This window comes from Collinsella sp. BA40 (assembly GCF_008014645.1).
Lineage (GTDB): Bacteria > Actinomycetota > Coriobacteriia > Coriobacteriales > Coriobacteriaceae > Collinsella.
Window position 1 is genome coordinate 148,475 of sequence record NZ_VOWY01000001.1, and the last position, 18,774, is coordinate 167,248.

Annotated in this window: 13 protein-coding genes; 9 read left to right on the forward strand and 4 right to left on the reverse strand. The window is 65.8% G+C overall.

Annotated elements, in window-relative coordinates; all coding sequences use genetic code 11:
* Window positions 1-136: 136 nt before the first annotated feature.
* Entirely contained in the window at window positions 137-382 is a 246-nt protein-coding gene (locus tag E4J93_RS00650) for a DNA-binding protein (protein ID WP_147587553.1), read from the reverse strand.
* A 983-nt stretch (window positions 383-1,365) separates the two neighbouring features.
* On the opposite strand from E4J93_RS00650, the gene groES reads away from it, so the two are divergent.
* The 5 genes from groES (at window position 1,366) to E4J93_RS00675 (ending at window position 5,853) form a co-directional block, all read left to right on the forward strand.
* Complete coding sequence (groES, locus tag E4J93_RS00655; protein WP_147587554.1) at window positions 1,366-1,650, forward strand: co-chaperone GroES; 285 nt, start codon at window positions 1,366-1,368, stop codon at window positions 1,648-1,650.
* Between the two features lie 83 nt (window positions 1,651-1,733).
* Window positions 1,734-3,371 carry a chaperonin GroEL gene (groL, locus tag E4J93_RS00660; protein WP_147587555.1) on the forward strand — a complete coding sequence of 546 codons (1,638 nt, stop codon included), beginning with the start codon at window positions 1,734-1,736 and terminating at the stop codon, window positions 3,369-3,371.
* A 364-nt stretch (window positions 3,372-3,735) separates the two neighbouring features.
* Entirely contained in the window at window positions 3,736-4,617 is an 882-nt protein-coding gene (locus E4J93_RS00665) for a metallophosphoesterase (protein ID WP_222705666.1), read from the forward strand.
* 157 nt (window positions 4,618-4,774) lie between these two features.
* Complete coding sequence (locus E4J93_RS00670; protein ID WP_147587557.1) at window positions 4,775-5,356, forward strand: DUF4234 domain-containing protein; 582 nt, start codon at window positions 4,775-4,777, stop codon at window positions 5,354-5,356.
* A 23-nt stretch (window positions 5,357-5,379) separates the two neighbouring features.
* Window positions 5,380-5,853, forward strand: coding sequence for a DUF2752 domain-containing protein (locus E4J93_RS00675; protein ID WP_147587558.1), 474 nt, complete (start codon window positions 5,380-5,382; stop codon window positions 5,851-5,853).
* 63 nt (window positions 5,854-5,916) lie between these two features.
* Here E4J93_RS00675 and E4J93_RS00680 read toward each other — a convergent pair whose 3' ends face one another.
* The 3 genes from E4J93_RS00680 to E4J93_RS00690 form a co-directional block, all read right to left on the reverse strand.
* The gene (locus E4J93_RS00680; RefSeq protein WP_147587559.1) at window positions 5,917-7,398 is read right to left on the reverse strand and encodes an alpha-amylase family glycosyl hydrolase; all 1,482 of its coding nucleotides are present in this window, start codon (window positions 7,396-7,398) and stop codon (window positions 5,917-5,919) included.
* Window positions 7,399-7,625: 227 nt separating this feature from the next.
* The gene (locus E4J93_RS00685) at window positions 7,626-9,044 is read right to left on the reverse strand and encodes an APC family permease (protein ID WP_147587560.1); all 1,419 of its coding nucleotides are present in this window, start codon (window positions 9,042-9,044) and stop codon (window positions 7,626-7,628) included.
* A gap of 15 nt (window positions 9,045-9,059) precedes the next feature.
* The gene (locus E4J93_RS00690; protein WP_147587561.1) at window positions 9,060-9,428 is read right to left on the reverse strand and encodes a phage holin family protein; all 369 of its coding nucleotides are present in this window, start codon (window positions 9,426-9,428) and stop codon (window positions 9,060-9,062) included.
* A gap of 147 nt (window positions 9,429-9,575) precedes the next feature.
* Between E4J93_RS00690 and E4J93_RS00695 the strand changes: the two genes are divergently transcribed.
* The 4 genes from E4J93_RS00695 (at window position 9,576) to E4J93_RS00710 (ending at window position 18,607) form a co-directional block, all read left to right on the forward strand.
* Window positions 9,576-10,640: an FAD:protein FMN transferase gene (locus E4J93_RS00695; protein WP_147587562.1), complete on the forward strand. Its 1,065-nt coding sequence runs from the start codon at window positions 9,576-9,578 to the stop codon at window positions 10,638-10,640.
* A gap of 217 nt (window positions 10,641-10,857) precedes the next feature.
* Complete coding sequence (locus E4J93_RS00700; RefSeq protein WP_147587563.1) at window positions 10,858-11,154, forward strand: YerC/YecD family TrpR-related protein; 297 nt, start codon at window positions 10,858-10,860, stop codon at window positions 11,152-11,154.
* A gap of 763 nt (window positions 11,155-11,917) precedes the next feature.
* Window positions 11,918-14,920: a PD-(D/E)XK nuclease family protein gene (locus E4J93_RS00705; protein ID WP_147587564.1), complete on the forward strand. Its 3,003-nt coding sequence runs from the start codon at window positions 11,918-11,920 to the stop codon at window positions 14,918-14,920.
* Between the two features lie 3 nt (window positions 14,921-14,923).
* A complete protein-coding gene (locus E4J93_RS00710) occupies window positions 14,924-18,607 on the forward strand; it encodes an exodeoxyribonuclease V subunit beta (protein ID WP_147587565.1) in 3,684 nt (1,227 codons plus the stop codon).
* The last annotated feature ends 167 nt before the right edge of the window (window positions 18,608-18,774 follow it).

Genomic DNA, 18,774 nt, shown 5'->3' on the forward strand with positions numbered 1-18,774 from the left:
GATATCCACGTATACTCGGTGCTCTTCGAAATAATCGTACATTTGCGCGCCATTCCTCGTGTAACAAGGGGCGCGCCGCCGGCCTGCGGGGCCACAGGGGCTGCCCGCCGTGGAACGGAGCGCATGCCTCGCGTCGCTATTGGTCGGCGAACCTCAGGCAGCCCTCGTTGATGAACCACTCGAGGTGGCCGCAATCTTCGCAGATGAGCGCGACGGCGCTCTCGTTGAAGCAGTCGAGGTCCATGGCGCTCATAAGCGCCGTGTTGAGCTGCGCCTCGCGTTTTTTGAAGCGATCGCATCCGCAATGCGAGCAGGTGACGAGCTTTCCCGCGGCGGTGTAGCTCTCGGGTCCATCCGACTTTCCAAATCCAAAGAAGCCCATGGCGCGATCCTTTCCAAATAATGAGCGCGTACTGTAATGACCTTTATTGTATCGATGGCGCTTTGCGCAGGGGAGGTTTTACGGTGAACGAGCGCAATCGACTTTGAAAGACGGGCGGGCTGCATCGATAGCTGTTTCATAAAGTATGAGACACGGCGCTCGCGAGAGCCCCATCTGAGTTTCATGCGGCTGCAGCGCCGTTGTCGTCCTAGATGCTCCTCTCTGGTGGCGCTCTGGCAGTAAATGCACAAAATGAGTCCGAGGGCGCTCTTGCAGACGGCATGAATATTTTAAAGTTGCCGCGATACTGGATAACTGTTGCGTAATGTGAGCGGTAAGGCGGGTATTTTCGCTGAAAGCGCTTCCGAAGGCGCTTGGGGCGATTGCTAATGGCCGTTCGAATGCCGCTCTGGCATCCTTTTGGACTCAATTTCTACATTTAGTGCCATTGGATCACCTCCGCGGTGGCAAATCGCGCGGAATCACGTCTACGCGTATTTTTTCTATGCATTCCGGTTCTGCGTTTATGCATTTGAGGAATGAGGGCACCGCTTTGCAAGGTCGATGCCGCTTTTGGTGCCTGTCCCCATGTGCGCACGATGGGGTTCGTGCGGAGGGGCCTCGATTCCAAGGCGATTCACCGGTCGATTGGCGCCAGGTCCAACACTCTCAAATCGACTAGTGGATTGACGTTCTGCGCCGCGTGCGAAGGATCGGTCTGGGTCTCATCGGTCTTCATGGAAGCGCATCTTGTGTCCTTCTGCGAGGGTCACATCGTGCCTGGCGGACGCACTTATCTGCTTGTGCGGTGCATGAACTTTCAACGACTAATACGGCGCTCAGGAAATCTAAGTGCCGAGTTATAAGATTTTTTGAAGTCACGTTGTATAAGTCCGCACGGCTGGGTACTATTCAGGGCGTACGAAAAACCGTAAGGGTTCGCGCAGGTTTCGCCCTGCGCGACACGTTAGGAGGAATCCCCAATGCTTAAGCCTCTTGGTGACCGCGTTCTCGTCAAGCCCGATGCGGCCGAGCAGAAGACCGCTTCCGGCCTGTACATCGCCAGCAACGCCCAGGAGAAGCCGCAGCGCGGCGAGATCATCGCCGTCGGCGCCGGCAAGGTGGCCGATAACGGCGAGCGCCTGCCCATGGACGTGAAGGTGGGCGACGTCGTCATCTACGGTAAGTTCGGTGGCAACGAGGTCAAGGTCGATGGCGAGACCTACCTGCTCATGCGCGCCGACGACATCTACGCCGTGGTCGAGTAACTTTTCGTTTCCGCAACGCAGTTTGATTGAGTTCCTGTCCCTCAGTCGAATCTTCTCGCATCTTTCTTTTGGAGGATATAACAATGGCTAAGAACATCACGTTCGATACCGACGCTCGCGCCAAGCTCGCGAAGGGCGTCAACACCCTGGCCGACGCCGTCACCGTTACCATGGGCCCCAAGGGCCGCTACGTGGCCCTGCAGCGCTCCTTCGGCGCTCCCACCATCACCAACGACGGCGTCTCCGTCGCCAAGGAGATCGAGCTCGAGGACAACATCGAGAACATGGGCGCCCAGCTGGTGAAGGAGGTCGCTACCAAGACCAACGACACCGTTGGTGACGGCACCACCACCGCTACGCTGCTGGCCCAGGCCATCGTGAACGACGGCCTTAAGAACGTGGCCGCCGGCGCCAACCCGCTGGCCATTCGCCGCGGCATCGACAAGGCCGTCAACGCCGCCGTCACCGCCATGAAGGGCCAGGCCCAGCCTGTCGCCACCAAGGAGCAGATCGCTTCCGTCGGCACCATCTCCGCCGGCGACGCCGAGGTTGGCAACAAGATCGCCGACGCCATGGACGTCGTGGGCAAGGACGGCGTTATCACCGTCGAGGATTCCCAGACCTTCGATATCCAGATCGATACCGTCGAGGGCATGCAGTTCGACAAGGGCTACGTCTCCGCGTACTTCGTTACCGACAACGACCGCATGGAGGCCGTGATGAAGGATCCCTATATCCTCATCACCGACCAGAAGATCTCCAATGTTGCCGACATCATGCCCGTTCTCGAGGCCGTTTCCCGCGCCGGCAAGGGCCTGCTCATCATTGCCGAGGACATCGACGGCGAGGCCCTGCCCACGCTCGTCCTCAACAAGATCCGCGGCGCCCTCAACGTCTGCGCTGTGAAGGCCCCCGGCTACGGCGACCGTCGCAAGCGCCTGCTCGAGGACATCGCCATCCTCACCGGCGGCCAGGCTGCCCTGGACGAGCTGGGTATCAAGGTTGCCGACATCACCGCTGAGATGCTCGGTACCGCCAAGTCCGTCACCATCACCAAGGACAACACCACCATCGTCGACGGTGCCGGCACCAAGGAGGCCATCGCCGATCGCGTCGCCGCTATCAAGGGCGAGATGGAGCACACCGAGTCCGAGTTCGACCGCGAGAAGCTCCAGGAGCGCCTGGCCAAGCTCTCCGGCGGCGTTGCCGTGATCAAGGTCGGTGCTGCTACCGAGACCGAGCTCAAGGAGATCAAGCATCGCGTCGAGGACGCCCTGCAGGCCACCCGCGCGGCCGTCGAGGAGGGCATCGTCGCCGGCGGCGGCGTCGCCTTCATGGACGCCCTGCCCGCGCTCGAGGGCATCGAGATCTCCGATCCCGAGGAGCAGATCGGTATCGACATCATCAAGAAGGCGCTCACCGCTCCGGTGGCCACCATCGCCAAGAACGCCGGCTACGAGGGCGCTGTCATCGTGGACAAGGTCTCCGAGCTTCCCGCAGGCGAGGGTCTGAACTCCGCTAACGGCGACTGGGGCAACATGATCGAGATGGGCGTGCTCGACCCGGTCAAGGTTACCCGCACCACCCTGCAGAACGCCGCTTCCGTGGCCTCCCTCATCCTTATCACCGAGGCCACCGTTTCCGACGTGCCGAAGAACACCCAGCTCGAGGACGCCATCGCGGCTGCTACCGCCGGTGCCCAGGGTGGCGGCATGTACTAAGCGAAACGCTTAGAACTCCCATTGGAACCCCGGAGGGTTCCTTGCGGGTGTGTTCGAGGCTCCGCCTCTCAGAACACCCTCAAGGAATCCCTCCGGGGTTCTCTGCGTTCAAGCCATTCGAGCTTGCAAGAAAAAAAGAGGTTGGTGCGCTCGGCTTCGCGGCTTTGCCGCTTGAAAAGTCGCGCTTTGGGATCCTCTGGGGGATTCCTGCGTTTACAGCGCCTCGGGGCTTATGCGGAAGAGGGGTCGGTGCGCTCGAGGCTTTTCTTGCGGTTTCGGTGGGTGCGGCGAGAGGTCGTATAATGCCGGGCGGAGACGAGTGTCCTTGGCGGTTGTAGGCTGCGGGCGAATTGGGGTGATCGGTGTGAGAACGCGAGACGTGCTTGCTTTGGGCGCGGCGGGTGTCACCGCGGCGGCTGCATGGGCGGCCTGGTCGAACGGGGCTATTCAGACAACATCGTACGAGCTCGTCGTCGATCGGTTGCCGCGGGCTCTCGACGGCTTGAGAATCGCCCATATCTCCGACCTGCACAATGCGGAGCTGGGTCGCGGCAACGGGCGCTTGATCAAGCGGATCTGCCGCGCGAGACCAGACCTCATTGTGGTTACCGGCGATTTGATCGACTCGCGGCGCACGCGTATCGATGCGGGCGTGCATCTTGCAGCTCGGGCGGCACGGGAGGCGCCTACCTATTACGTGCCGGGAAATCACGAGGCGCGCCTGCAAGAGTATCCGCAAATCGCGAGCAGCCTGGAACGTGCGGGCGTGGTTGTTCTGGAAAACGGGGCCGTGCCATTTGAACGAGACGGAGGGCAACTGATCCTGCTGGGTCTTATGGATCCGGCCTTCCAACGTCCGTATCCGCGCGGAGCGACGCCCCGGATCATCGATGAACAGCTGGCACGCGTTCTGGCCACGGCGGGTATCGATTGCAGAGATGCGACCGCGCCGTGTACGGTGCTGCTTACGCATCGGCCGGAATTGCTCGACGTATATGCGGCGCACGGTGTTGACGTGGCATTCGCGGGCCATGCCCATGGGGGCCAGGTGCGGCTGCCGGGTGTGGGGGCGCTGTTCGCTCCGAGCCAGGGGTTCTTCCCGGCCATCACGGCGGGCGTGCACACAAGCGGGCGCACGCAGCTGGTGGTGAGTCGCGGCCTGGGCCCGAGCGTGGTGCCGCTTCGCGTGAACAACCGGCCAGAGCTCGTGGTGGCAACCCTGCGCTGCAGGCCTGCCGCTGTGTAAGCAAGTGGGTAGCTGCGTGGGTTGTATTTGTAAGGCCGGGGCCTGTGCCGCCTTCAAAGGTAATGAAACGGGTCGAATTCGCGCTTGATGCCGCTGGTGTCCGGGCGGAGTGCTATGGTTTCCCAACCTATTGGTTCCTGGGAGAGGGAGGCATGCTATGTATTGTCCGTCGTGTGGTGCGAAGGTGGATGAGGGGTCGCGCGTTTGTTCGGCGTGCGGCTGCTTTGTGGATCAAGGCCCGACGCCGCCGCAGGCTTCACCTGTGACGCCCGAGGACGCCCCGGCATCCCCTGGTGAGATTCGAGAGGTTCCCGCTGCATCGTACGGTGTGCCCCAGGTTCCCGTGAACGCGTCGCGCAGCCTGCTCACATGGATCGTGCTCACGTTTCTTACCTGTGGGATCTACAGCTGGTACTTCATCTACACGCTTGCAAACGATATGAATCGCATCTGCCAGGGCGATAACGAGGAGACGCCCGGTCTGCTCGTCTTCATCCTGCTTTCCATCGTCACGTGCGGGTTTTACTCGTACTGGTGGTATTACAAGATCGGTAACCGCATGCAGGCGAATGCGCCGCGCTATGGGTTGATGTTCCAGGAGAACGGTACCACCATTCTGCTATGGATGATCGTCGGTTTGCTGCTGTGCGGCTTGGGGCCCTTCGTTGCCATGTATATCATCATCAAGAATTCCAATGCGCTCGCTGCGGCCTATAACGCGCGCTTGGTCCGCGCGTAGCACGGGCGAACCGAGGTTCCAAGGTGGTCGATATCCTGAAGCGGGTGCTTGTGCTCGGCGCATTCGTTGTTGCCAGCGCCCTTGTCCTCCTGGTTTCGGGTATCGGCTGCCCCATTCGTTTCGTAACGGGCATCTCGTGTCCTGGTTGCGGATTAACGCGCGCATGGCTCAGCGCACTGCAATTTGATTTCGCTGCCGCCATGGCGTATCACCCGCTCTTTTGGCTGGTGCCGCCCACGGTGCTGCTGGCCGTGTGGTTTGATCGCTTGGGTGGTCCGAACCGGCCGGCCGGGGCGGAGGGCGCTCGCGCCCGTTGGATCCTGGGCGTCTGCCTGGGCGCGGCGGTAATCGCGTTCGTGGCCCTGTGGCTCGTGCGCCTATCCGACCCCGCGGACGCCGGGCTGCTCCGTGCGGGCGCGCTTCCACAGGGCGTGCCCGCAGATATCGTGAACGTTCGTTGGCTGCGCTCTGTCGAGATGGCTTTCAGGCGGTGGTAGGGCGATAGATGCACGCCTCGTTCCGAGGGGCGATTGCGTGCACGTCGCGGACGGGGCTTCGGATCAGACTGTCTGCTTGAGGTAGAGCACGCCGAAAGGCGGAATCTCGAGCGATCCGTCGAGACCGAGCGCCTCGCTACAGGGTGCTGCCGTCGAGCCATCTCCGGGCGCGCACGCCATCAAGACGTCGAAGGAGCCGTGTAGCCCGCTGTCATGGAACGTGAAGGGCGCATCTTCGGCGTTCACGGCAACGAGCACGCGTTCGGCGGCCTGCTCGCCGTCGGCCGGGGCATCGCGTTCGAAGAGCAGCTGCTTGTTGGTGATGATGATGTTGCGATAGCTGCCGTGGCACAGCGCGCGCGACGAGCGGCGCACGTGGTTCAGGCGATCGATGAACGCGGTGAGCTCGTTGGGCCCCTCGCCGCTCTCCCAGCCGGATGCGGGATTCGCCAGCGCATCGGCATCGGGCGCATCGAGCGCGGGCCGAAGCTCGACATCGGCCAGGTAGCCGGTGCCCTTGGCGCCGAGCCGCCCCCATTCGCTGCCGTAGTAGAGGCAGGGGATACCGGGCATGCCGAAGAGCACGCCATAGGCGGCCGCCAGATGGCGCTTCTCGGTGAGGATGCTTGCCAGGCGCGAGACGTCGTGGTTATCGGCGAAGCTCACCAGATGCTTGCCGCGGTAGATGCACCACGGGTCGCCGCCGTACTGGCGGTGCAGGGAATGCGCGATCTCGAACATATTCATCGAGTTGAAGCTCGAGTACAGGCCCTTATAGCACTCGTAGTTGGTGCACGAGTGCAGCATCTCGTCGTTGACGATGAGGTTGTAGTCGCCGTGCAGGACCTCGCCGATGAGGGGGAAGCCGTCGCCCGGCGTGCCGTCGAAGCGCGGCTCGGCGCCGAGCTCGTCGGCAAGTCCGCGAAGCCGGCGAACGAAGTCGCGGTCCAGGCTGTAGGCGACGTCGAGGCGCAGGCCGTCAACTCCTAGCTCGCGCTTCCACATGCGAACGGTATCAAGTAGATAGTCGACGACGGCGGGATTGCGCAGGTTGAGCTTGACCAGGTCCTGATTGCCCTCCCAGCCTTCATACCAGAAGCCGTCGCCGAAATGCGTGTCGCCATCGAAGTTGAGGTTGAACCAATCCTTGTAGGGGGAATCCCAGCGATGCTCGCGCACATCGCGAAACGCCCAGAAGTTGCGGCCGACGTGGTTGAACACCGCATCGATGATCACGCGGACGCCACGGGCGTGCAGCGCGTCGATGGTTTCGGCAAAGTCCTCGTTGGTGCCCAGGCGACAGTCGACGACGCGTAGGTCGCGCGTGTTGTACCCATGGGTGTCGGAGGCGAACACGGGGTTGAGCAGGATGGCGCCGATCCCGAGCTCTCCCAGGTACGGGGCCCAATCGATGAGTTGCTTGATGCGGTGGCGCTCAACCTGCCCGCGTGCACCGGCTTCATCGTCGAGTGCAGGCGCGTCGAACGGGCAGTCGAGCATGCCCAGCGGATAGATCTGATAGAGCGTTGTATCGAAAGCCCACATAGCGGCTCCTTTGCATCGGCGCGGCCGCGGGCGAGCGCGCGACGCCGCGCGTGGCCGGTATGGTTTACGGACGGCTGTTACCATACCGCGCAAATATGTTGGGGGAGCCGCCTATTCGACAGGTGTCGGCAGGGGATTCGAAGGCGGTCGGGATCTCTTGCGATCCGTCCGTAAAGCATGCGAGGCCCCGCATGGGGCCTCGCGAAGAGAGCGGCTTGTGGCGGTGCCTATGCCTGTAGGCCGGCCCGGCGCTTGCGCATGAGGAACGTGGCGGCTGCAAGCAGTGCGACCAGTACGCCGACGAACGGCCAGCGCGTGGGGTCGGCGAAGCTCGAGATGCCGACGGCAAGGGAGCTCACCGTGGCCAGGGCGGGAACGACGGCGCGCTTGATGCGGCCGGTGCGGGTGGCCGCGGGCCCCGCGGGATCGTGCAGCATGGCCTGTACGTAGAAGAGCGGCATGATGAAGAGGTTGAGACCTACGGCGATCTCGGAGATGTCGCCGTTGGGCAGCAGGCCGTTGACGGTCACGAATGCGTGGACGGCCATCCACAGCAGGACGGATCCCAGCGCCACGAGCGCGCTGTTAAGCGGGAAGCGCAGCGTAGGGTTCATCTTGAGGAGCTGCTTTTCAAACGGGACCTCGCCAACTGCTGCCAGCGCATAGGGCATGCGAAGGATCGAAAGGACCAGTCCGTTGGCGGTGCCGGCTACGGCGATGAACGCGATGAGGTTGGGCCATGTCGCAGCCTGGGGGCCGAAGAGCTCGACGAACAGCAGCGAGAGGCTGGCATCGCCTGCGGCCATGACCTCCTGTGGCCCCAGGAAGCAGGAGATGCCGACGAAGTACGCGATGTAGAGCGTGAGGATGATGGCGGGCCCGGTGACAAGGGCGATGGGCAGGTTGCGCTTGGAGTTCTTGATTTCGGGCGCGATGCCCGCCGCGGCGGTCCAGCCGTCGAACGCGAAGGCGACGGGCGCCGCCGCGATAATCCAGCCGGCTCCGGCGGCCGGCGCTTGCTGGATGCCTTCGGTCAGGTAGCTCGTGGGGTCGGCGAACAGGATGCCGACGATGCCCACGACGATGAGCGGCAGCACCTTGAATAACGTGGTGGCGTTGGCGAACCAGCCGCCCAGTCGCGGCCAGCAGACGTTCCATACGAAGCAGGCCAGCAGGAAGGCCAAGCCGATGGCCATCTGCATCCAGAATCCGCCCGGCAGCCCGAAGGCCATGCAGGCGTACACGCCCACGACCCAGCAGATGATGCCGGTCACGATGGGCAGGTAGACGAAGGTGAAGTTCCAGCCGATGAAGGTGAGGCGGTGCGGGCCCAGGAACTGCTCGGCATAGGCGATGGGGCCGCCGGCGCCCGCGGTCTGCGACGCGAAGCGGGCGAGCGTGAGGCCGCCGAAGACGATGGTGGTGGCGGCGAGCAGGAACATGGCGACGCCGAGCGCGACGTTGCCGCCGGTGGCGATGAGGATGTTATCGCTCTTGAAGAAGATGCCCGATCCGATGGAGATGCCCACGATGAGGCTGAGCGCGGTGGCAAGCGAATAACGCTCGACATGCGCGTCGTGGATGTGCTCGGTGCCGACGGGTCGTGCGGGCGCGCCCGCATCCGTGCGTTGCGTTTCTCGATTCATGAGGCCGGGGCTACCTTATGCGTCCTTGGTGGCGACGCCCAGAATCGTGCAGGCGATGCTCACGATGATGGATCCGGCGAGTGCCGAGAAGAAGCCGGAGATGGCGATACCCGATCCCAGCAGGTTCACAGAAAGCCAGCTGGCGAGCTCGAGCATGAAGCTGTTGATGACCAGCTGGAAGATGCCCAGCGTGAGGATGGTGAGGGGGAACGAGATAAACGTGAGCAGCGGCTTGATGAGCGAGTTCACGAATCCCAGGAAGAGGCCCACGAACGCGAAGCTCATCCAGGCATCGGCGGCGCCGAAGGGCTCGATGCCGGGAACGAGGGCGGTGGCGATCGCGACGGCGATGGACGTGAGCAGCCAGTTGAGAATGAAGCGCATGACGTACCTCCTTGCATGCCTTGCAGGCGCTATGATTGGTTGGAGCGTGTATATCCTGCACAGGGTACCATGCCCTGAAGTCACAAGAATCCGTATCGCGGTCTCTCCACGACTCACGCGAGCGATATGCTGTTAGGCGGAGTTCATATGTCGCAGCAATATGTATATGGCGAGCCGACCTCGGCCCGTCCGTTCGACGCCGTCGACGGATCGCGCGCCATAGCCTTCTTCATCTTCAACACCAACGTGCACCTGCATGCCTATGCGGGCGACGGGGAGGCGCGCGACGACGACGGGGTGGCCGCCCGCCTGGATGCGGCCCTTGAGGCCTGCCGCGATCGCTGCCTGTTTTTCGAGCACGTGTTTTCGCGCACGCGCGGCGACTCCGATATCTCTCGCGCTCACGCCGCCGCGCCCGCGCCCGTGGCCGTGGCGCCTGAGACGGCCGAGCTCACGCGGGCGGCGCTTGAGTACTGCCGGGCGAGCGGCGGGCGTTTCGATATCACCATGGGCACGGTCACCTCGCTGTGGGATTTCCATACCGGCGTGGTGCCGAGCAAGCTCGCGTTGGCGCGGGCACTTCCGCACGTAGGGTACGAGCGCGTTGTTCTTGGCGGAACGCCCGGGCACCCCGAGCTCGCCATCACGGATCCGCGCACCGTGCTCGACCTGGGAGGCGTTGCCAAGGGCTATATCGCCGACGACCTGGCCGAGCGCTTCGCGGCGTGCGGGGTCTCGCGCTTCGTTATCAATCTGGGCGGCAACGTGCTGGTGCGCGGCGGGCGCCCGGCGGCGGCCGACGCTCGTCCCCCCGTGGCGGCGGGCACGCCCTGGCGCATCGGCATCGTGAACCCGCGCGACCCGGGCCATCACCGCGCGATCGTCGATGTGGCCGATGGCTCCGTCGTCACGAGCGGCGTGCACGAGCGCCGCTTTTCGAAAGGCGGCGTCACCTATCATCATATTCTCGACCCTCGGACGGGTATGCCCGCGCAGACCGATGCCGTGAGCGCGACGATTCTGGCGGCGCGCTCGATCGATTGCGACGGCTACTCCACCACCGCGCTCATGATGGGCGCCCGCGCGGCCATCGATTTTATCGAGGGCATCGACGGGGTGGAGGCCGTGATGATCGACGAGCGCGACGAGGTGCTGTGGACCTCGGGACTTGAAGAACGCCTGTCGCTGATTCCGACGCTGCCGCGTTGGTAGGGGTGCCCGTGCATAACCGCGTGCAGTTGACCATGAACATAGAACGGCTGATTTCAGCATGAAATGTAAGCAATCGGTGGCGATTACGTGCATTGCTTTATTTGAGTGGTGTAGGATGTACGGTACTGGCATAATTGCCTGCTTGTGAATAGTACGGCTTCGCCTGTGAATCAGCAGCTGCGTCCCGGGCGGGCCCTTGTGATTGAAAGGTGGGTTCATGAACATTGAGAAGATGTTCGAGCGTCCCGATGTAGACCAGCTGGTGCAGTCGTTTCTCCTGCTCGAGAACGCCGACGACGTGCGGGCGTTCCTCACCGACCTGTGCACCCCGCGCGAGATCTGCGACTTCGCCCAGCGTCTCCAGGTTGCCCGCTATCTTGATGAGGGCGAGCCCTATGTCGAGGTCCAGGCGCGCACGGGCGCATCGTCCACCACGGTGAGCCGCGTATCCAAGTCGCTCAACGGCGAGTACGGCGGATACCGCCGCATCCTGGTGAAGTTCGGCGACCAGTAGGACCGCGGGCCGGCGCCCTGCATCGGCATCATCTGAATGCTGCGAAACGAGGACGGGCTCGGCTGCGCTCTGCGCGCGCCGAGCCCGTCCTCTGCTTCTGATGCGCATAGCTAGTTAATTGGTATACAACAAAATCGTATATTCCAAGACCGTCTATCCAAAATATATAGCCATTCAGGGATTGGGCGATTAGTGTTCCTTCGCAGGCAGCGGGGTTTCATTTATACCTAGAGCAAAGATAGGTTGAACATGATGCGGTATGTAATCACTGCCTGTAGGGGCTGAGGCTATACGAGCGAAGTCCATACCCAGGTTTCCGAAGTGGAGTTTCAGACGCCATGACTACCATGAGGCATCGATCGAATATGGTGAAGTTCATTCTTTGTCTCGCGCTCATGGGCGCCGGCCTGGGGGCGAGTTTCATCATTGACGCATGTGGCATCTTGGAGAAGTACGGCCCTGGGAGCGTTCAGGCGATTCGACCCTTGGGATCGATCGCGTGCCTCGTTGGGTCGATCTGGATGCTCGTTCTGACGTTGAGGTCGAATGGCGGTAATCAGCACTGGCGGCATGCGGCTCAAGGATTGCAGGGCCGACTATTGGCAAAGTGAAGCTGCGGGACGGGCCCGGCTGCGCTCAGCGCGCCGGGCCCGTTCGCTTTTGCAAGCGGAGCCGCATGAAAGGCGATTTCTCCGAGCCTTCGCAATCTGTCCGCACGGGCGTGTAGGATAGGGGGAGTCAACTTCGATCGAGGACGGAGAGCATGGCGCTTACGGTATACGAGACAACATCGGGGTCATCGCTGTCGGCGGCGGAGGTTTCGCTGCTCATCGATGCCGCAAAAACCTACGGCAGGGCAACGCTGCTCGTTGCCTCCTTTGCCGAGCGCGAACGGTGCCGCGCCGCCCTGGCTCGCGCGGGCGCCGGCATGGGCATCGACGTGGCGACGCCGGCGACGTGGGTCGCGGGGATCTGGGAGCTGCTCGGCGACGGCCGCAGAATCGCGACGCCCATCGAGCGGCGCATGCTCATGGCGAGTATCGTCGCCGTCGCCCAGCCGGAAGAGCTCGCGCCGTTGCGCGGCAATCCGGGTACCGTGCGCCTGCTCGCGGATATCGCCGCGGCGCTGCTGCCGGCCATTGTGCCCGCGCCGGCGCTCGAGAAGGAGGCCCCCGTCGCCTCGAGCGATGCCGAGCGCGTGGTGTTCGGCCTGGTCGAGCGCTATGCCGCCGCGCTAGCCGAGCGCGGCTTGGTCGAGGCGTCCGAGGCGGCGTGCCTGCTCGCGCGCATCGTCAGGGACGGGCGCCCCGCCTGCGCGCGCTTCGTCGCCGTCCGCGACGTCACGTTACTTCCCGCCCATATCATGCAGCTCGTTCGCAGCATCTCGCACGCCGGTGATGCGGCGTTCCTGTTGAGCACGCAGCAGGTTTCGCTGGCACGTTCCCTCGGTGCGCAGGAGGTTGTCGCGCTGGGCGAGGAGTCCGCGCCCGATGCCGCGCCCGCGCCCACGTTTGTCGAGGCCGCCGGTCCGCATGTGCGGGCCGCGGCCTACGCGGACGCCATCGCGGAGCTGGTGGGCGCGGGCCGCGACGTCGTGGTCGCGGCGGCCCGTCCGGCCGATGCGTTCGAAGCGGTCTCGGAGCGCCTGGCCGCCCGCGGCATCGCCTGCGAGGCCCCCGTGTCCTGTCGGTTCGGCGATACGCAGGTGGGGTGCCAGTTCACCGCGCTGCTCGACCTCGTGGGCCGTATGCAGGAGGCGGGCGAGAGCCTGGAGCGCGCCGACCTTTGGTGGCCCGCGCCCGAGCTGACCGACTGGCTGTATTCCCCGCTGTCGGGTGTCGATGCCTTCGCGGCGCGCCGGTTCGACAAGAAGCTGCGCTCCAATCGCGCGCTGGGTCCCGAGGGCGTCCTGCGCGCGCTGCAGGGCGTCCAGACGCAGGCCGAGGCGTCGCGCAAGAAGCTCGACCCCGCCAACCCGTATGCGCAGGTGCCCGCCGTGTGCTCCAGCGTGGTGAGCTATCTCATGCAGGATCGCCCGGTCTCTGCGCTCAAGGCGCTGTGCACGGTGGCCTCGGCGCTGCCGGGTTCGGCCTTTGGTTGGACGGGCGGTACGGTGCGCGCCAACATCGAGGTCACCATGGCGGCGCGGGCCATCGAGCTCGTGCTCGACCAGGCGCGTGCGCTGGACGTGCCGCAGGCGGCGGCCGTCTCGGTGCTCGACATGTTGTCGGTCACGGCGGCGGCGCGCAGCGAATCGGCGGATTTCGCCCATGCCGGCCCCGACGGCGCCGATACCTCCGCGCAGCCCGTCGCGTGCTTCATGACGCTCGCCGACGCCGCCCTGCTGGATGCGGGCTCCATCGACGCGTTGTTCGTGGCCGATGTAGATATCGACAGCTTCCCGTTGGCGCATAAGGAGGGTCCGCTTGCCGAGCTCGCATCGGCGCTCTCGTTCGCGCCGGTGGAGCTCGAGCCCGCGGCGCGCATGCGCGACCTCATGGCACGCGCCATGGCGGCGGCGCGCGGCGAGGTGGTGCTCGCGCGCGTGACGCATGACCGCCAGGCCAAGGACCGCTATCCCGCCGCCATCTGGACCGAGCTGCTCGCTCGCCAGCGCGCCGCCGGCGTCGCGCCCCGCGTGCGCATGGTGGGCGAGGGCGACATCGTGCGCGACCTCGACCCCGCGGCGACCGCGCGCATGAAGCGCCGGCGCGTCTCCTGCCTGCCGCCCCAGAGCCTCGGCGAGGACGCCGTGCCCTATCTGGTGCTCTATCAGCGCGACCCGAAGGACCCGGAGCGCCTGGTGCCTCGCCAGCTCTCGGCGTCGCAGATCGAGAGCTATGCGAGCTGCCCGCTGTGCTGGTTCATGTCCTCGCGCGTGCGCCCCGCCTCGCTCGATGCCGGTTTCGGCAACATGGAGAAGGGCAACTTCGTGCACGACGTGCTCTATCGCCTGCACGAGCGCCTGATCGAAGACGGCGTCCCGCGCGTGATCGAGCGCAACCTCGACGCGTGCATCGAGGTGCTGCGCGAAGTCTTCGACGAGGTCCGCGCCGAGCACGAGCGCAACAAGACGTCGAGTTCGGGCGCCCTCGTACCCCACGGCGCCCTGCAGCGCGTGCAGGTCGACGAGATCTTGCCGCAGCTCGAGGGCGTGCTGCGCTACGAAGCGGGCGCCTTGGCGCCGTTCGCGCCCGTGTACCTGGAATACTCGTTCAACGAGTTGGGCGTCGAGTATGCCGGGCGTCCGCTCGGCGGCCGCATCGACCGCGTGGACGTGGATGCCGAGAACCGCGCGATGGTGATCGACTACAAGCACCGCTCCGACGTGAACGCGTTCAAGCTGGCCGATCCCACGGTTGCGAAGAAGGACGGGACGGTGCCGGCGGACGACCCCGACTGGCTGCCCGAGCACACGCAGACGCTCATCTACGCCCAGGCCCTGCGCCGCTCCGAGCTGGCGCTCGATGCGCGCGGCGGCATCTACTTCGCCACCAAGGGCTCCAAGCCCGCGATGCGCGGCGCCGTGTCCGAGGAGTTCGCCGAACAGGAGCCGGGAGACGGCCGCGTGCCCGGCCTCGCCGCCGGCTTCCCCGATGTCGAGCACGGCGGCACCATGGGGTTCGAGGCCCTGCTCGACCGCGTGGAGGAGACCATCTCGCGCCGCCTCGACGAGCTCGAGGCCGGCGTCGTCACGGCCGCGCCCATGCCCGCTGCGCGCTGCAGCTTCAACCACGACCTCGGATTCGAGCGGAGGAACGCATAGCTCATGGACCTTTCAACACTGATGCCCCAGCAGCGCGATATCGTGACCACGCTCGACCGGCCGCTGTTCGTGTCGGCGGGTGCGGGCTCGGGCAAGACCTTCACCCTTACGCGCCGCATCCTGTGGGCCCTCTCGCCTGAGTCCGGTCCGTTCATCATCAGCTTGGACCAGGTGCTGGCCATTACCTTCACCAAGGATGCCGCAGCGGAGATTCGCGAGCGCGTGCGCAGCGCGCTGGTCGAGGAGGGTATGGACGAGATCGCCCTGCAGGTCGATGATGCGTGGATCTCGACCATCCACGGCATGTGCGCCCGCATCCTGCGCGCCCACGCGCTCGAGCTGGGTATCGACCCCGAATTCACGGTGCTCGACGAGTCGGTGTCCGGCCCGCTTATGGACCTCGCCGTCGACCGCGTGATCGCGCGCGAGCGCGGCGGACTGCATGCGCTGCAGACGTGGTTCCCGCTCACGGGCGAGGTGGGCCCGGGCGGCCGCGAGGCAGGCACGAGCGCGCGCCAGCTGGTGCGCACGCTGCTCGAGCGCGCGAGCGCGGCGCGAAACGGCTTCGACGACATCAAGTTCGCGCGCGGCTCCGTTGACTTTTCGGGCCTGCACGATGCGTATCGCCCGTGCCTGGAGGCGAGCGCCAAGGCCGCCGAGACGGCCCAGGCGGCCATCGCGGCCATCGAGGCGTACCTGACGGGTCCGCGCACACGCGACGACCTCGCGGCCTGCATGCTGGCATGCGGGATGCCCCGCGCGAGCAAGGCGTTTCCCAAGGAGCAGGTGGCGCTGCTCAAGGCCGAGGCGGCCGACGCGTTCATCAACGCCTATATCGCTACCGGCGCCGACGCCCTCGATGAGCTGATGGGCCTGGCGCGCGCGGTGGCGGCGGAATACGCCGCGCTCAAGGAGGAGCGCTCGGCGCTGGATAACAACGACCTGCTGCGCCGTACGTACGAGGCACTGCGCGACCACGCGTCCATTCGCGAGGTCTATGCGGGCAAGTTCGCCATGGTGATGATCGACGAGTTCCAGGATACCGACCAGCAGCAGGTGGACCTCATCAACTTCCTTACGGGCGAGGGCGGTCGCGCGCTGTGCACGGTGGGCGACGCCCAGCAATCGATCTACCGGTTCCGCGGCGCGGAGGTGGAGGTCTTCCGCCGCGCCCAGCGCCGCATCGAGGAGGGGGCCGCGTCGGCAGGGGAGCGAGCGGGCGCTGCCGTGTCCGCCCAGGGCTCCGTGGTGAAGCTGGTCAAGAACTTCCGCAGCCATGCGGAGATTCTGGAATACGTGGCGCGCGTGTTCGACGACGAGCAGGGCGGCATCATGCCGAGCTTCCTCAACCTGTTGCCGCACGATGGCCGCGACGACGGCCTGCGCGCCGCGGGCGCCTCGCGCCGCCAGGCCCTGCTCGTCGCAGGCGGTACCACCGAGGAGCGCACGGCGGCCAAGGCCGCGGCCATCGCGCGCCGCTTCCGCGCGCTCGCCGATGCGGGCCAGCCCGTGGGCGGCATGGTGCTGCTGCTGGGCGGCATGCCGCGGGCCGGCGTCTACGCCGACGCGATGCGCGCCGAGGGGCTCGATTGCGTGATCAGCGGCGGCTCGGTCTTCTCGGGCACCGAGGAGGCCAAGACGGTCCGCGCGCTCGCGTACACGCTCGGCAACCTCATGGATACGGCGCAGGGCCTGGCCCCGCTGCTGGCTTCTCCGCTGTTCGCCCTGGGCGCCCAGGAGTTCCTGGCGCTCTCCACCGCGCTCGACCAGCAGACGGGGGAGACCCGTCGCCGCAATATCGAGGCGGGCCTCCTGACCGACGAGGACGCGCCCGGTTTCGGCGAGCTGCCGCTGCTCGATCGCGCCCGCGCGGTGCTGCGCCCCGCGTTGCGTCGCGTCGGCCGCGACAGCTTGGCGGGCATCGCCCGCGACGTGGTCAACGAGTCAGGTTTGATGGTCCGCCTGGAAGCGCGCGGCGCCGAGGGGCGCGCCGCCGCCGCGAACATGCTCAAAGCGCTCGATGCCCTCGCCGAGGCGGAGGCCGAGGTAGGCAACGCGCCACGCCAGGTGGCGCTCGCCTACGACCGCTTCCTGTCCGGCAAGCAGGCGCCCGGTGCGCTGAACGAGGAGGGCGGCAACGCCGTGCGCATCATGACGGTGCACGCGAGCAAGGGCCTCGAGTTCCCGGTGGTGGCGGTCTCCGAGTGCTTCGGCATTCGTCCGAACGGCGACCGTATGCAGATGGTGCGTCGCGAGGACGGCACCGTGGGCGTGGCGGCGCTGCCCGCGCGCTTCCCGCACGGTCGCGATTCGGCGGGCAATTTCGTCGACGGATCCGAGGTCGAGAAGCAGTTCAAGAAGTTCTTATCGGGCAGCGGGGCCACGGGCCCGTGGCTCGATGCGAGCCTCGTGGACGACGTCTGCGCCACGGGGTCGGCCGCGGAGGCCTGGATGTCGATGCGCGACGAGGAGGACCGGCTCGCGCTGGAGGAGCGGGCGCGCCTGCTCTACGTCGCCATGACGCGTGCGCGCGAGGTGTGCCTGCTCGCGCTCGATGCCGAGGTCGGTCGCGGCCGCGTGGCCGAGCTCGCCCTCAAGCCCGAGCGCGATCTCACGCCTTCGGTGCTCGAGCGCATCCTGCCCGATGAGGGCGCGTCGCTCGCCTGCGACCGCCTGGTGTTCGACAACGCGCAACCGGGGGATTTCGAGCTCCTCGCGCTCAAGGGCTTCGTGAGCGGCGGGGTGGCCTACGAACCCAACGCCTACGTTTCCGAGGGCCGCCTCGTGGCAGGCGTCCCGTTGCCGGCGGACGCGGGCGCTTCCACCGAAGCCGCGGGGGAGGCCGAAGCCGCTTCCGTTCCGGCGTCCGATGCCGCCCCCGCTCCCGCCGGGGAGCCCGACAGCTTCACCGTGGTCGAGCCGGGCTCGGTGTATCGGCGCGTCGTGCCGGCCGTCCGTCCCGCGCGCTCGTCGTATAGCTACTCGTCCATCTCGGCGGCGCTCCACGCCGAGATGGAGGACCGCGCCGCGGCAGGTTCGCATGCTTCGGCAGACGAGGGCGCCCCGGCGAGCGAGGCCGCGACGCCCGAGGAGGTCGCCGCCATGCACGAGGAGCGCGACGCCGCGCTCGCGGCTGCACACGTGGGCGATCCCACGGCGTTGGGCAGCGCGTTCCATGCCGCCTGCCAGTGGCTGATCGAGCTCGACCGCGCTGAGCTGCCCGTCGAGCGAGCCGACGCCCTGTGCCGCTACTGGGGCTGCACGCCCGAGCAGCGCACGCGCTTCGACGACGCCATGGCGCGCTGGCTTGCCAGCGACGTGCGCGCCGAGGCGCTTTCCTGGCCGTGTCGCCGCGCGGAGGTGCCGTTCTACACGCTCGGCATGGACGAGTTCTCCCAGGAGTTCGGCGAGTTCGCCGAAGGCGCCATCGACCTGCTGTGCACCGATCCTGCCCGCCCGGGTTGCGCCCTGCTTATCGACTACAAGACCGGCGGCAGCCCGGCCGAGTCGCCCGAGCAGCTGCGGGAGAAGCACGCCCTGCAGGCCCGCGTCTACGCCGATGTCCTGCGTCGCGCGGGTTACACCGACGTTGCCCTCAAGTTCGTTCGCGTGGAGGTGCCCGATCCGTCGGCTCCCGCCCAACCCCAGGTGGTCGTGTACGCCACGGAGCGCGCCGCCGAGTGCTAGGCCGCCTGCATCCGCATCCCGGTGTCAAGCGCCCGCATCCGTTCCCCGCGGATGCGGGCGCTGTCGTCTGCGCTTCCCGTCCGGCGTTGCGCGGGGCGAACAAGCTATGGTGCTTTCGATTGCCGGCTGGACATACGAACGGATGTCCGCATGCTCGGTTACAATCG

What these genes read in the sequence shown, in the direction of transcription:
- E4J93_RS00680 (WP_147587559.1), bottom strand. Translation starts at nt 7,398, where the DNA reads ATGTGGGCTTTCGATACAACGCTCTATCAGATCTATCCGCTGGGCATG.
- E4J93_RS00705 (WP_147587564.1), top strand. Translation starts at nt 11,918, where the DNA reads ATGGCGCTTACGGTATACGAGACAACATCGGGGTCATCGCTGTCGGCG.
- groL (WP_147587555.1), top strand. Translation starts at nt 1,734, where the DNA reads ATGGCTAAGAACATCACGTTCGATACCGACGCTCGCGCCAAGCTCGCG.
- E4J93_RS00670 (WP_147587557.1), top strand. Translation starts at nt 4,775, where the DNA reads ATGTATTGTCCGTCGTGTGGTGCGAAGGTGGATGAGGGGTCGCGCGTT.
- E4J93_RS00685 (WP_147587560.1), bottom strand. Translation starts at nt 9,044, where the DNA reads ATGAATCGAGAAACGCAACGCACGGATGCGGGCGCGCCCGCACGACCC.
- E4J93_RS00700 (WP_147587563.1), top strand. Translation starts at nt 10,858, where the DNA reads ATGAACATTGAGAAGATGTTCGAGCGTCCCGATGTAGACCAGCTGGTG.
- E4J93_RS00650 (WP_147587553.1), bottom strand. Translation starts at nt 382, where the DNA reads ATGGGCTTCTTTGGATTTGGAAAGTCGGATGGACCCGAGAGCTACACC.
- groES (WP_147587554.1), top strand. Translation starts at nt 1,366, where the DNA reads ATGCTTAAGCCTCTTGGTGACCGCGTTCTCGTCAAGCCCGATGCGGCC.
- E4J93_RS00710 (WP_147587565.1), top strand. Translation starts at nt 14,924, where the DNA reads ATGGACCTTTCAACACTGATGCCCCAGCAGCGCGATATCGTGACCACG.
- E4J93_RS00695 (WP_147587562.1), top strand. Translation starts at nt 9,576, where the DNA reads ATGTCGCAGCAATATGTATATGGCGAGCCGACCTCGGCCCGTCCGTTC.
- E4J93_RS00690 (WP_147587561.1), bottom strand. Translation starts at nt 9,428, where the DNA reads ATGCGCTTCATTCTCAACTGGCTGCTCACGTCCATCGCCGTCGCGATC.